Annotated in this window: 18 protein-coding genes; all 18 read left to right on the forward strand. The window is 29.5% G+C overall.

The window, feature by feature from the left end:
• Nucleotides 1-271 precede the first annotated feature (271 nt).
• The 18 genes from B2694_RS15630 to B2694_RS15715 all read left to right on the forward strand — a co-directional run bounded on the left by B2694_RS15630 (nucleotide 272) and on the right by B2694_RS15715 (nucleotide 12,910).
• Nucleotides 272-862, forward strand: a complete 591-nt coding sequence (locus B2694_RS15630; protein ID WP_346886529.1) for a GNAT family N-acetyltransferase — start codon at nucleotides 272-274, stop codon at nucleotides 860-862.
• Between the two features lie 254 nt (nucleotides 863-1,116).
• Nucleotides 1,117-1,575, forward strand: coding sequence for a GNAT family N-acetyltransferase (locus tag B2694_RS15635; protein WP_346886530.1), 459 nt, complete (start codon nucleotides 1,117-1,119; stop codon nucleotides 1,573-1,575).
• A 349-nt stretch (nucleotides 1,576-1,924) separates the two neighbouring features.
• Nucleotides 1,925-2,584: a UDP-N-acetylglucosamine pyrophosphorylase gene (locus B2694_RS15640; RefSeq protein ID WP_346886531.1), complete on the forward strand. Its 660-nt coding sequence runs from the start codon at nucleotides 1,925-1,927 to the stop codon at nucleotides 2,582-2,584.
• 122 nt (nucleotides 2,585-2,706) lie between these two features.
• Nucleotides 2,707-3,396, forward strand: a complete 690-nt coding sequence (locus B2694_RS15645) for a hypothetical protein (protein WP_346886532.1) — start codon at nucleotides 2,707-2,709, stop codon at nucleotides 3,394-3,396.
• 89 nt (nucleotides 3,397-3,485) lie between these two features.
• The gene (locus B2694_RS15650; RefSeq protein ID WP_346886533.1) at nucleotides 3,486-3,959 is read left to right on the forward strand and encodes a GNAT family N-acetyltransferase; all 474 of its coding nucleotides are present in this window, start codon (nucleotides 3,486-3,488) and stop codon (nucleotides 3,957-3,959) included.
• Between the two features lie 143 nt (nucleotides 3,960-4,102).
• Nucleotides 4,103-4,582, forward strand: coding sequence for an NUDIX domain-containing protein (locus B2694_RS15655; protein ID WP_346846832.1), 480 nt, complete (start codon nucleotides 4,103-4,105; stop codon nucleotides 4,580-4,582).
• 168 nt (nucleotides 4,583-4,750) lie between these two features.
• Nucleotides 4,751-5,653, forward strand: a complete 903-nt coding sequence (locus tag B2694_RS15660; RefSeq protein ID WP_346886534.1) for a YafY family protein — start codon at nucleotides 4,751-4,753, stop codon at nucleotides 5,651-5,653.
• A 141-nt stretch (nucleotides 5,654-5,794) separates the two neighbouring features.
• A complete protein-coding gene (locus tag B2694_RS15665; protein ID WP_346846834.1) occupies nucleotides 5,795-6,241 on the forward strand; it encodes a VOC family protein in 447 nt (148 codons plus the stop codon).
• Nucleotides 6,242-6,323: 82 nt separating this feature from the next.
• On the forward strand, nucleotides 6,324-7,268 hold the full coding sequence (locus tag B2694_RS15670) for an alpha/beta hydrolase (RefSeq protein ID WP_346886535.1): 945 nt from the start codon (nucleotides 6,324-6,326) through the stop codon (nucleotides 7,266-7,268).
• 162 nt (nucleotides 7,269-7,430) lie between these two features.
• On the forward strand, nucleotides 7,431-7,796 hold the full coding sequence (locus B2694_RS15675; protein ID WP_346886536.1) for a hypothetical protein: 366 nt from the start codon (nucleotides 7,431-7,433) through the stop codon (nucleotides 7,794-7,796).
• Between the two features lie 26 nt (nucleotides 7,797-7,822).
• The gene (locus tag B2694_RS15680; protein ID WP_346880350.1) at nucleotides 7,823-8,002 is read left to right on the forward strand and encodes a hypothetical protein; all 180 of its coding nucleotides are present in this window, start codon (nucleotides 7,823-7,825) and stop codon (nucleotides 8,000-8,002) included.
• Between the two features lie 50 nt (nucleotides 8,003-8,052).
• Nucleotides 8,053-8,997, forward strand: a complete 945-nt coding sequence (locus tag B2694_RS15685; protein ID WP_346886537.1) for a phosphotransferase — start codon at nucleotides 8,053-8,055, stop codon at nucleotides 8,995-8,997.
• 246 nt (nucleotides 8,998-9,243) lie between these two features.
• Complete coding sequence (locus B2694_RS15690; protein ID WP_346846838.1) at nucleotides 9,244-9,915, forward strand: manganese catalase family protein; 672 nt, start codon at nucleotides 9,244-9,246, stop codon at nucleotides 9,913-9,915.
• 245 nt (nucleotides 9,916-10,160) lie between these two features.
• Nucleotides 10,161-10,571, forward strand: coding sequence for a VOC family protein (locus B2694_RS15695; protein ID WP_346886538.1), 411 nt, complete (start codon nucleotides 10,161-10,163; stop codon nucleotides 10,569-10,571).
• Nucleotides 10,572-10,777: 206 nt separating this feature from the next.
• Complete coding sequence (locus B2694_RS15700) at nucleotides 10,778-11,005, forward strand: nucleotide modification associated domain-containing protein (RefSeq protein ID WP_346886567.1); 228 nt, start codon at nucleotides 10,778-10,780, stop codon at nucleotides 11,003-11,005.
• 107 nt (nucleotides 11,006-11,112) lie between these two features.
• Nucleotides 11,113-11,994, forward strand: coding sequence for a GNAT family N-acetyltransferase (locus tag B2694_RS15705; protein WP_346886539.1), 882 nt, complete (start codon nucleotides 11,113-11,115; stop codon nucleotides 11,992-11,994).
• A gap of 222 nt (nucleotides 11,995-12,216) precedes the next feature.
• On the forward strand, nucleotides 12,217-12,612 hold the full coding sequence (locus B2694_RS15710; protein WP_346886540.1) for an HIT family protein: 396 nt from the start codon (nucleotides 12,217-12,219) through the stop codon (nucleotides 12,610-12,612).
• A 91-nt stretch (nucleotides 12,613-12,703) separates the two neighbouring features.
• A complete protein-coding gene (locus tag B2694_RS15715) occupies nucleotides 12,704-12,910 on the forward strand; it encodes a hypothetical protein (RefSeq protein ID WP_346886541.1) in 207 nt (68 codons plus the stop codon).
• Nucleotides 12,911-12,978: the final 68 nt, after the last annotated feature.

Consider the following 12,978-nt stretch of genomic DNA (forward strand, 5'->3'; position numbering starts at 1 on the left):
TAATATATCACGACGGTATTTTTTATTTAATAACTCAAATTATAATAAACGTTATTCATACACTGACTAGAGCATCTCTTTATAGAGGTGTTTTTTGTATATTGAAACATTATATTGTAATTGTTCTATAATAAGTATTATAATTATGATTGTATATGGAAAATTGGTAAATTGGTAAATTGTAGTAAATTGCGAAGTAGTGATACCTAGTTAACAAACAGATAAACAGGAATTTGAATTGTAAGTTATTTATATTACTGGAGGTAAATGAATGGATATTGAGATACGCAAGTTAATACCAGAGCTTGCAGAAGATTACGTGCATTTTTTTGACACTACGCCACACGATAACAATGTGGACGAGCATAAATGTTATTGTGTGTGTTGGTGTAACGATGATTATGAGGGCAAAGATCTTTCAACAGTAGCGAAAAGAAGAGAATGTGCCTTACAATATGTTAAAGGCAATAACATTCAAGGTTATCTTGTTTATAGTGGTGATACGGTCGTTGGATGGTGCAACGCAAATACGAAATCAGATTGTTTGAAATGCGCTAGTTGGCGAAGATTTATGGATTATGTACCTTTAGAGGGATTTAACACGGGCATAAAGGTGAAATCCATATTTTGTTTCGTGATTGCGCCGGAGATGAAAAGAAAAGGCATTGCCACACTGCTATTGGAGCGTGTGTGTAAGGATGCGGTCCAGGATGGATTTGACTTTGTGGAGGCATACCCATACAAAGAATCTAGTTATCAATCATCAGATTTTGGCGGCTATTTTGAGATGTATAAAAAAAGTGGATTTAATGTGTCTTTTGAGACTGAACAAGGGCTTGTCATGAGGAAGCGGTTAAAGTAGTACTTTTCAAAATAAGCAATATATTAAGCTGACAAATTCCAATTTATCAGTTAGCTTGTTCGCATTTTTCTTAGATTAGGTAATAAAATTTAATATAAATAACTACTGTAAAAAATTATAAGTATGATTATCTTATAAAGACAAGTACTGAGGGGAGAGTAATATCCCATAGTCTTTTTATAATTAAGAGGTGAAATTAATGATTTTATAATATTTAATAATAAATATGCTTCACCAAAATGGGGGGATAAAAAATGAATTTAGAATTTAAGGAATTTAAAATAGAACATATACGTGAAGTTAACAAGTGGCACTATGATGGAATTTATTCATTTTATGATATGCCATCAGAAGATGGTTTAAAGGAATTTTTAGAACCAGATAGCGAGGTAAGATATTTTGCCTGTTTTAATGGAGAAGATATGATAGGATTTTATTGCCACTGGTTAGAGGATGGACAAATGACCATAGGGTTAGGGATCAAACCTGAGTTAACGGGACAAGGCTTGGGCAAAGAATTTACCAGAGCATGCATTGAGTTTGGTATTAAAAGACTAAACTATAAAGGAAATAATGTTAAGCTAATGGTAGCATCCTTCAATGAAAGAGCAATAAAGATATATAAAAAGTTAGGTTTTAAAGAAACTGAAAGAAATGTATTGGAGACTTCTGATGGATATACGGAATTCATAATAATGGTTAAAAAACTGTAATATATTTTTGTATTTTTATAATCTGGTTACAATATTTTTATATTACTTATAAGTCATGTGAGATATTAAAATGAAAAAAATATCCTTGACTAGTTTTAAATATAAATAGGTATATACTTACCTATTTATATAGGTAAAAATGGATATAGAGAACTATTTAAATATAAAAATATGAACCTATTTAACTATGTATATATTTAACTATAAAACTAGTTGTTGTGTTCATGCGGGTTTCAGGGTTTACTTATTTTTGAAAGTGACCTAAAATTTGTTTATCAATACGTTAGTAGGTTGAATTTACAAATGAATAATTGTAGGATATGACGAAATAAATCAGAGGAGGATTATAATGAAAGTTTCTGTAAACGAACTATTAAACATTGAAGAATTAGATGCAAGAGCCATATTTGAAGGGGTTAAGTATCCTTGGGAAGCTCTTACAGAAATTAAGGATTTCATTTTTGAATATGCAAAGAATCTGCCAAGCGATTTTGAAAGAATAAAGGAATTTGTATGGGTTGGCAAAGGCACTACTATAGAAAAAAGTGTTCTTATAAACGGTCCAGCGATTATCGGTTACAATTGCGGAATCAGGCATTCTGCTTACATTAGAGACAATGTTATCATTGGTAATGATGTTGTAATTGGAAACTCAACTGAAATTAAAAATTCAATCCTCTTTAATAAAGTGCAAGTTCCCCATTACAATTATGTTGGTGATTCAATATTAGGGTATAAAGCCCATTTGGGGGCAGGTGCAATAACCTCCAATTTAAAGTCTGATGGAACATTAGTAAAAGTAAAATATGGTACAGATATTGTTGAAACTGGTTTAAGGAAATTTGGTGCAATTCTAGGCGATTCAGCTGAAGTCGGATGTAACTCAGTTTTAAACCCAGGGACAATAATAGGAAAAGATAGTATTGTTTATCCATTAAGTTCTGTAAGAGGTTATATTCCAGAGAAGAGTATTTTGAAAAGTAATGGTGAAATTGTAGAGAGAAAATAAAGTCAAGGAACCAGGATATCCTATTAATTCAGAAGTGAATTTTACTGTGTTTTAATTCGTATTTTGTAGAATATATTATAATAGTATTAGAGTAGATTATTAAGTTTTAAGGAGCTAAAAATATGAAAATAGATGATAGTATTATTAAATATTGTTTAAAAAATGCAATGTTTATTACTGGTACAGCTTATGCAGGAAAATCAACAATGGTTAAACGTCTTGCGGAAAAATACAATTTAATTTCACGTGAGGAAAATTACCATTTTAATATGACTAGTAAAATTGCAAAGCCTGAATTATTTCCTAATGTTTGTTATTTTGAAACCATGAAAGATTGGCAGGAGTTTGTTAATAGAAGTCCTGAAGCATATGAAAAATGGATTGAGGAAAGTAATTTGGAGATAGCAGAATTTGAAGTAGCAGAATTAATTAGAGTGTCTAAGGACAGAAAAGTTATCGTTGATACAAATATTCCAGTAGAATTATTAAAAAATATTGCGGATTACAATCAAGTTGCTATTATGCTATCACCGCAATCAATGGCTGTAGAACAGTTTTTTAATAGAGATGATGCTGATAAAAAATTTATAAAAGAACAAATCATGAAGTCTAAAAATCCAGAAAAGGTTATGGCTAATTATTTAGAAGGAATTGCGAGGGTAAATAACAAAGAACATTATGAAAAATATAGAAATAGTGGTTTTTTTACACTAGTTAGAGATAATATTGGAGTTGATACTAAGGAAGAGGTGATGAGTGCATTGGCTTTACATTTTGGACTTAAAGAAGAAGAAATAACTAAACAATATTAATTTAATACAAAATAAAATTAAATAATTTTTTATTTCGCAATTCAAGAAAAGTGCGAACTGAAGATTATAAATATAAGGTGGTGCAAAACATGAAAGTAAGAAAAATGGTTAAAGAGGATATTGACCTCCTCATAAATATTCGTATGGATTACCTGTTTGCAGAAAAAGGTGTGTATTCTTCGGAAGAGGTGCAAGATATTAGAACGAAGTTAGAAGAATATTTTACTCAACACCTTAACAAGGGATTTATTGCTATCATTGCCGAGAATGAAAATGAAGTATTAGCAACTGCATTTATGTCAATCGTGGAAAGACCTCCGATGATAGCGTTTTCATCATATCTTGTAGGTACGGTATACAATGTTTTTACATACCCTCAATATAGAGGAAAAGGCATTGCAACTAAAGTTATGACTGAACTTTTATCGGAAGCAAAGCTATTAGGCGTTGCCGCAGTTGATTTAATGGCGACTGAAAAAGGGAAACCATTATATGAAAATCTCGGATTTCGAGTATCAAAATATACATCAATGAATAAGTTTCCTCTAACACTCGCAAAATAATCATAATCAGAAGTTATATTAATACACAATATTCTTATATTGCTTATAAGTTATGTGAGATATTAAAATGAAAAGATGAAGTTCTTTTTAAGTGTCAGACAAAAAGTATTTTAACAACCGGTTAGTTTTTTATGGAGGTAAAAATGAGCATTAGAAGTGCAGCAAAAGCAATTATTATAGATAACAATAAAATTTTATTAAACAAGTGCTTTGATGAGAATAATGGGAATTATTATTCATTGCCAGGTGGAGGACAAGATATATATGAAACTTTACATGAGGCTGTTATAAGAGAATGTCTTGAAGAAACAGGATACAATGTTGTACCAATAAGATTTTCTGCTTTATATGAAGAAATATGTGATAGCCCTAAAACACGAGAGTTATATCCTGATTATATTCATAAAATATATCATATTTTTATATGTAAATTAAAAAATGACAAAACTATTAATCCTACAGAAATAGATGATATGCAACTTAAAAGTGAATGGATTGATATAAATAACTTAAAGAAAATATATTTATTACCTAGTTTTTTAAATGATAATATTTTTGAAATGATAAGTAGTGAGAATCCTAAATTTTTCGGTTCAGAACATATAGCTTATAATCACGGTTAAAATATTTTTGTTATGACAAAATATATAGAGAAGATACCTTATACAAAGCTTACCATATAATTCTATTGTGGTAAGTTTTATTCAATATATGTACAATATAGATATCCTGCAGGAGAGGATTTAATGTTGATAATTGATTAGTTGTACACCATTTTGGGGGGAGATTGATTGAAGCGATTATTTGAAATAATGTATTTGCTATCAGAAAAAAAATGTATAAAAGCTAGTGAATTAGCAGAACATTTTGAAGTATCTGTACGAACTATTTATCGTGATGTGGAAACGTTAAGTATGGCTGGAATTCCTATATACGCTAAAAAAGGAAAGTATGGAGGAATTGCAATCCTTGATAATTTTGTTTTTGAAAAAAGTATTGTATCTGAAGATGAACAGATTCAAATTTTAGCAGCCATTCAAAGTATACAAGAGGTAGAAAAAGGCACTATTAATGATTTATTAGTTAAATTATCTGGGCTATTTCAAATAAAAAATCCAAATTGGATTTCGATAGATTTTTCTGATTGGAGTAATCAACATCAAGAATTATTTCAAAGAGTAAAATTTGCAATAGTGAAAACACGTGTTTTAAAATTTGATTATTACGGTAGAATTGGAGATATTTCAACTCGTAAAGTGGAGCCAATACAGCTTTGGTTTAAAGGACATGCATGGTATTTAAGAGGGTACTGTCAAGAAAAACAGGCTATTAGAGTATTTAAATTGTCAAGAATGAAAAGAGTTGAATGTCTTGATGAGTCTTTTAAAAAGAAGGAGCTTAACATAGAGGATAAAGAAGAAATTGATAAATATATAGATTCTCCGCAAAATAAAATTTCGTTTTCTATGAAAATAGATAAATGTATGGCATATCAAGTATTTGATTATTTTGAAGAACATGAAATAAAATCTAATGAGGATGGAGCTTTTACTGTATCATTGAATTATCCTAAAGATGAGTGGCTTTATGGGATGATTATGTCATTTGGGAATCATGCTAAAGTTATTTCTCCTGAATCATTAAAAAGTGAAGTTGCAAATAGATTTAAAGAAGCTTATGAAAATTATTTTTAAAGTTGACATACAGGTGTCAATTTTTAAATGGTATAATAATACATAATTAACAATTTAAATATTGATAGGAGAGATTAACTATGGAGAAAAAAATATGCCAAATTTGAAACGTTGGAAAAAGAAGTAGAGGAGGATTTTTTTATGTTACATTTAGGTTCCATTTATCTTGTTGTAGCAGATATTAATAAATCTATAGATTTCTACAGTAAATTGCTTGATATAGAAGTAAGTTGTAGAAATCAAAATAGGTTTGCAGAATTTCACTTTGAAGGACACAACATATCTATGCTTAATCCACACTTCGATGAAGAAAATCCTGATAAGATAATAAGTATAGGCAAATATGATAAAGAATTTGATTTCACTGGTGTAACAAGTGCACCTAATAAAAATAAGTTTGTTTTAAATTTTTGGATTGAAGATTTGCAAAAGGAATACGATAGGATTATAAGTTTAAATATATCAACGAAGATTACTAATATAAAATATTTTTATTCCAGAACACCATATTATTATTTTCAATTAAAAGACCCTGATGATAACATTATTGAAATTACTGGTGGATATAATGGTGAGGTAGTAAAATAAAATTTGTACAACTATAAGTAATAATGTTGAAATACCAGTATGTTCAGAAATAGAGATTATTTTTATAGAGGAGGTGTAAGTTATGAAAAAACAGAACGATTATTCTTCAGAATATATCAAAATCAATGGAATAGAACAATACTTGTTACACCACACCATCAGTGCTGAACTTCCTGTCCTTTTATTTTTACATGGTGGTCCAGGAATGCCAGAGTCAACATTCGCATATGCTTTTCAAAAAGAATTATCAAGTTTTTTTAACATTGTTCATTGGGATCAAAGAGGTGCAGGAAAAACATTAACCAAATCGAAAAGAAATAGTAACTATCCTTCTTGTGAAGAATTAATAGATGATTTATTTGAAATAGTTAATTATTTGAAAAAGAAATATAACAAGGAGAAGATTGTTATATTAGGTCATTCTTGGGGAAGTGTACTGGGAACATTATTTGTGCTGAAATATCCTCAAGAGGTATTATACTACATCGGTGCAGGACAAGTAATAGATATAGTGGAGAATGAAAAGATTGGTTACGAAAGAGTAAGGGAATTAATAATAAAAGCGGGCAATAAAAAGGATTTAGACAGTCTTGAAAAAATAGGGGTTTATCCCGAAAAAAATTACGAAAAGCCTATGATAAAGAAATTACAAAGAATTAGAATACTGCAAGGAAAGTATAAGGTTGGAATGAATTTTATTCTTATAATAAAAACATTACTTAAAAGCCCAATTTTCAGGTTGTCAGATATTGTGAGTTTATTTAAAGGGATGAGTAGTAATAAAAAACTTTGGGATTTTTTATTTTCACATAGTTTATATGAAGAAAGTCGTGATTATGAAATACCTGTTTTTTATATTCTTGGAGACAGAGATTTTCAAGCCCCGCATACAATAGCAAGTCGTTATTTTAATTCAATTAATGCACCAAACAAAAAAATGTTTATTATAAAAGAAGCTGGTCACTTTATGATGCTTGATCAACCGAAACTATTTACTAATGCTTTAGCTGATATTTGCAGATTATAAGTAAATACTAAGATTATAAAGTATAAATAAGAGGTAGTTAAGCCGTATTTTAAATATATTAGCTAATATAATCAAATATAAATACATATTATAAAAATTACCAAATATGGTTTAACCTCGTGAATCAAAATAATTAATAGACGAAAAAAGGAGAGCACTAACATGGAAAATATATCAGATGAATGTAAATTGGAATCAATAAAATCCTTCCAGTCAACTATCAGTAAATCCGAAAAGGCCTTGGCTCAGATGACAGAGAAAGGGTCAAATACTACCTTAATAAAGAAACGACTTAAAGCTCTTCACATTGGGTTGGACATGCTAGAGAAAGTTTGGAATCAAATACCCCACCATTACAATGAGAAAGAATTAGTTGAAGCTGGAAATGTTCTTACTGGTTTACTCCCATCAATTGAAAGAGTTTATGCTAAGTCTAAGGTTGGAAGTCCTCAAAGAACACTTTTAGAAAGAAGAATTAAATCATTGGAGTTTGCTATTCAAGCCATTGACCATTATTCAAATGAATAAATCAGCTATTTCAAGGAGGTATATGAATGAATAAAATTTCAAAAATTGCTTTAATTATATATGTTTTAAATATTGTTGTAATAATTATGCTTATGTTACTAGGTGAAAAAATCCCTGACTTTCTTACTAAATTTTTATTTTGGGGTATATTAATTGTAATATTTTCTGGGATAATAGAAAATCGAAAAAATAATCATTTAGCATAGGTAGTTTAGGTTTTATAGATTGTATTCATAGAACAAAAGGGGGATATCCAATGAAAGGGGTATATACAGAAAAAATAAGAGATATAAACCATATAAACATGTTGAAGAGTGTTCTTGATGTAATTAATGTAACACTTTCACAGAAAATTAATATTGAACGTTTTCACGATAACGGAGAAGGTGTAGACAGGGCATATAATGTCTATAAAATAATGTCAGATGATAAGACATATATTTTGAAAAAGTCAGATAAATATGAGGTAGAAGTTTATAAAAAGTTTCTTGAGAATAAAAATCTACCTGTGCCAAAACTTGAGGGATGGGCTTATATTAACAACGTGAGGTGGATATTAATTGAATATATAGCTGGAACAGATTTACGAATATTTAATGAAGACATGGCTTATGGATGTGCAGACAGTCTTTCTAGTATTTTTAATATGTACTGGCAGGAAAATGACTTTAAAGATAATGAGTTGGACAACCGATTTGAAAGATATTGGACAAGAATAAATAGAAGGTCAAAATGTCTTATAAATGAGCAGAAACTATCTTCTGCATATGGTGTTTTTTTAGATAGACAGTTAGTATGTCCACGCACCTTATGTAATGGGGATTTCTTGCAGTGTAATGCAATAGAAAGCAATGAAGGTATTGTTTTAATAGACTGGGCATTTGCAGGTATTATGCCTTATTCTTTGGATATTGCGCGTTTAATATCCCACGGATCAGAGAAGTTTTTTCCTTTTCCATTTTATATGACAGATGAATATAGAGAGATTTTCCTAAAAAGCATATATGATAAATTGTTATATAAACCTGATTACAAACAGTTTCTTTGGGATGTGACACTTTCACGGCTAAATGAATGTATTGAATTTATTGAAAGAGAATTAAATGATGAATCTCTTGAAAGAGATGAAGGTTTCACTTATTATTATAAAAATGCAGAGGCTTTAGCTGATATTATTTTAAATGGCAAAGACCATTTTTAGAAAGGAGAATGAAATCATTGAAATCATTGGAATTAGATGTTCAAGCCATTGACCATCCTTCCAATTAATAAATCATCTATTTCTATAGGTAGTTTAGGTTTCGAAAGTAGATACTTTCAATGATGAATAAAGATATAATCAAATATTATTATTTTTAATACCGTATTATGGTAAAGGTGTAGAATATTACACTGAAACTTTGCTAATAATAAATTTAATAAAAATATATTATTAGGAGGAAGTAGAATGTTTGAACATAAAAAGCAATTGTTACATGAAGTTAAAGTAGAGAGACCAAATCCTCAGTATGCAGTACTAATGCAAGAACAACTAGGAGGAGGAAATGGTGAGTTAAAAGCAGCTATGCAGTATATTTCTCAGAGCTTTAGAATAAAAGATCCTGAAATAAAGGACTTATTCTTAGATATAGGAGCTGAGGAACTTAGCCATATGGAAATGGTTGCACAAACTATAAATCTTTTGAATGGTCATGATGTTAATAATACTGAAGTATGTAATGGAGAAATTCAAACACATGTACAATGTGGTTTATCGCCTGTACTTATTAACTCATCAGGTGCTCCATGGACAGCAGATTATGTAACTGTTACGGGAGACTTAGTTGCAGATTTACTATCTAATATAGCATCTGAACAAAGAGCAAAGGTTGTTTATGAATATCTCTATAGACAGATAGAGGATAAAGAAGTAAGAGCAACAATAGATTTTTTACTTAATAGAGAAGAAGCTCATAACGCATTATTTAGAGAGGCTTTAAATAAAGTTCAAAAGAGCGGTTCAAATAAGGATTTTGGAGTTACTGAAGATTCTAAGTTATATTTTGATTTATCAACTCCAGGCCCTTCCCATGAAGCTCCAAACCCAACACCACCTTCCTTTGAAAACCCTAGAAGATAATATTATTTTAAATACCGTCTTATTCAGAAGTGAATTATGCGGTATTTTTTATTTTGTGACTTAAATAATATGAAAAATTAATCATACGCTACTTAGAGCACCTCTTTATAGAAGTGATTTTTTCAAATATTAAAATACAATATATAGTATTTATGCTACAATAAGTATATAAAACTGTAAATGTAAGTGAATAATTATAATTTGTGGTGAACTAAAAGATTATTTGAATTAACGGAGGTATAACAATGAGATTTGGAGCAATTGGATTATATGTCAATAACATGGAAACTATGGTTAAATTTTATAAAGATATAATGGGATTAAATATAAATTGGGATGGCAGTGGATTTACAGCTATTGAAATGGAAGGACAAATTCATCATTTTATTTTATGCACAAGAGAAGGTTTTGAAGAATCTATACCTGAGGTATACCATTGGAATAAAGGCATAAATGGCAATATGGAGCTTTGTTTTGATGTTCCTAATTATTCTGATGTAGATATAGAATTTCAACGTGTTGTAAATGCAGGAGCAAAGCCAGTTTATAAACCTACTACTGAATCTTATGGTATGCGAATCTGTTATGTTGCAGATCCAGAAGGAAACCTTATTGAAATATGCTCAGGTAATGACGATACCTACCATGTAGAATAATCATAATTTGAAGTGATGTTAGTGTGTAATTTTCTTATATTGCGAACTAATTAAGACATATTGATCTTTGAAAATTGAATAGTACGGTATTTGAAAAATATGTTATAATTACATTATAATAGCATGAAATTACGAATCATATGAAAGGAGTGTTTTATATGGAAAAAATTGATCAACATAAGAAAATATGTGGAAAATTAAATTAAATACATACCACAAAGAATAAAGATTATGGAGATAGTTTTACAAAAGGATTTCAAGAGTATGGTTTGACTATGCCTGCAATAAGATTAGAAGATAAATTGCGAAGATATAAGCAATTAATTAAGCAGGATGCTGAAGTAAAAGATGAAAGCATTATTGATACACTATTAGATTTAGCCAATTACGCTATCATGACTATCATTGAAATAGAAAATAGAGATGGAGAGTAATAATGAACAATAGTAAGAATCTAAGAGATAAAAGTTATTTCTATATTGTTTATTACCTATACTTAACTTATTAATTACCATATGATTTTAAACAAGGAGGGATAAAAATGGGTATCTCGTTTAAAAATTATTGTATGTTTACTGATTTCGAAAAAGTTTCTATGTTTTTTAGAAATAATTATGTACCATATCTAAGAAATGGACACTGGGCTGAAGCCACTTGGGAGTACACTCAAGGATTGCCATGGTTTGATTTTGTAAAGCATTATAAAATTGGTATATGGCAAGATAATGATGAGATTGTTGCATTATGTTCTTATGAGTCAAAGCTTGGAGAAGCATACATTTTTACTGCAAACAGCTATGAATACATGAAGCCTGAACTTCTTGAATACGCTGAAAAAAATTTATATGCTATAAATGATGATGGAAAGAAAATTTTGCAAGTTAGGACTTCTACAGTTGAACCTGAATTTCAAAAGCTGCTATTATCAAAAGGCTACACTCATTCATGGGACTATGATTTAACGGTTTATGATTATTCAAAAGGATTGCCAAAAGTTGAATTACCAGATGGTTTCAGAATAATTACTTTTGATGAAGAAAACAATTATAAAAAAGCAGCAAATGCCGTTTGGAAGGGGTTTGATCATGAAGATGATAACGATCTTGATGGCTATATGCTTGGTTTGAATATGCCGAATTTTCGAAAAGATTTGCTTTTTATTGCAAAAGCAGATAATGGAGATTATTGCTCTTATGGATTGATTTGGCTGGATGAGGTTAATCATTACGCCTTTCTCGAGCCATTGTCTACTGTGCCACAATATCGTCGCAAGGGTTTGGCGAAAGCATTACTTTATGAAGCAATAAACAGAACCGCTAAAATGGGTGCAACATATATGATAGGAGGAAGCAGAGAATTTTATAAAGCGATTGGATACGAAACATATTATACAATTCAGTATTACAAAAAAGTTTTGGATTAATAACTTTGAAGTGTAAGCATAATGTGTAGTTGAGTTATTTCACACTTCAAGGAAATAGCGAAATAACCAATTGGTAGTACCACACTACATTCTTATATAATTATCTTTGAAAATCAAATAGTTTAGTTATGGAATATATGCTATTATATGTATATAGCAATAGGGGTTTAAATCATAATTGTATTATAATACGAAAGTTTAAGAATAATTAAGGAGGTAACTATGGATTGTATATTTTGTAAAATTGTAAAAGGTGACTTACCATGTAACTTAGTATATGAGAATGATTTAATTATGTGCTTCTTAACTATAGAGCCAATAAATGAAGGCCATGTACTTATAATTCCTAAAAGCCACTATTTAGATACTGATGAAATTCCAACTGAGGTAGTAACGTCTATGATGGTATTATCTAAAAGAATTGTTAAGGTAATTAAAGAAAAGTATTCTCCNNTAATGCAAAATGGTGGAGAATTTAATGATATTGGACATTACCATATGCATGTTTTTCCAAGATATAAGGGAGACGGATTTGGGTGGACATTTAGTGATAAAAAACATAATTTTTCACAAGAGATTGCCAAAGATTTAAAAATAATGCTTGATAAAGAAATTTAAAACAAAAGTGGACAAGTTTAATATATAATCAACATAAAGAAGCGTGTTGCAAAAAAATCTGCAACACGCTTTAAAATTAGGAGGATTATTTGTGAATAAGAAAAAAATCATTTGGGGAATAGTTATTTTCATTTTCTTTGCTACAATTGTATGGATTGACATACCATATATTTTTCCTACAAAAAACTTAATGTCAAAAACCAACTATGACTACACCTATAAACAAGTACGTGCATTTGACTATACCTATATCCTAGAAAATGAAATAGATTCAGAGTTACTAGACAATTTAACATAGCATCTCTTTATAGGGGGGCTTTTTATATACATACATTTTATTGTAATTATGCTATAATAATCATATTA

Origin of the sequence: Clostridium sp. UBA4395, assembly GCF_002390995.1 — a bacterium.
GTDB lineage: Bacteria > Bacillota > Clostridia > Clostridiales > Clostridiaceae > Clostridium_J > Clostridium_J sulfidigenes.

Excerpts from the sequence above, each read along its gene's own strand:
- B2694_RS15630 (WP_346886529.1), top strand. The coding sequence starts at position 272 with ATGGATATTGAGATACGCAAGTTAATACCAGAGCTTGCAGAAGATTAC.
- B2694_RS15635 (WP_346886530.1), top strand. The coding sequence starts at position 1,117 with ATGAATTTAGAATTTAAGGAATTTAAAATAGAACATATACGTGAAGTT.
- B2694_RS15640 (WP_346886531.1), top strand. The coding sequence starts at position 1,925 with ATGAAAGTTTCTGTAAACGAACTATTAAACATTGAAGAATTAGATGCA.
- B2694_RS15645 (WP_346886532.1), top strand. The coding sequence starts at position 2,707 with ATGAAAATAGATGATAGTATTATTAAATATTGTTTAAAAAATGCAATG.
- B2694_RS15650 (WP_346886533.1), top strand. The coding sequence starts at position 3,486 with ATGAAAGTAAGAAAAATGGTTAAAGAGGATATTGACCTCCTCATAAAT.
- B2694_RS15655 (WP_346846832.1), top strand. The coding sequence starts at position 4,103 with ATGAGCATTAGAAGTGCAGCAAAAGCAATTATTATAGATAACAATAAA.
- B2694_RS15665 (WP_346846834.1), top strand. The coding sequence starts at position 5,795 with ATGTTACATTTAGGTTCCATTTATCTTGTTGTAGCAGATATTAATAAA.
- B2694_RS15670 (WP_346886535.1), top strand. The coding sequence starts at position 6,324 with ATGAAAAAACAGAACGATTATTCTTCAGAATATATCAAAATCAATGGA.
- B2694_RS15675 (WP_346886536.1), top strand. The coding sequence starts at position 7,431 with ATGGAAAATATATCAGATGAATGTAAATTGGAATCAATAAAATCCTTC.
- B2694_RS15680 (WP_346880350.1), top strand. The coding sequence starts at position 7,823 with ATGAATAAAATTTCAAAAATTGCTTTAATTATATATGTTTTAAATATT.
- B2694_RS15685 (WP_346886537.1), top strand. The coding sequence starts at position 8,053 with ATGAAAGGGGTATATACAGAAAAAATAAGAGATATAAACCATATAAAC.
- B2694_RS15690 (WP_346846838.1), top strand. The coding sequence starts at position 9,244 with ATGTTTGAACATAAAAAGCAATTGTTACATGAAGTTAAAGTAGAGAGA.
- B2694_RS15695 (WP_346886538.1), top strand. The coding sequence starts at position 10,161 with ATGAGATTTGGAGCAATTGGATTATATGTCAATAACATGGAAACTATG.
- B2694_RS15705 (WP_346886539.1), top strand. The coding sequence starts at position 11,113 with ATGGGTATCTCGTTTAAAAATTATTGTATGTTTACTGATTTCGAAAAA.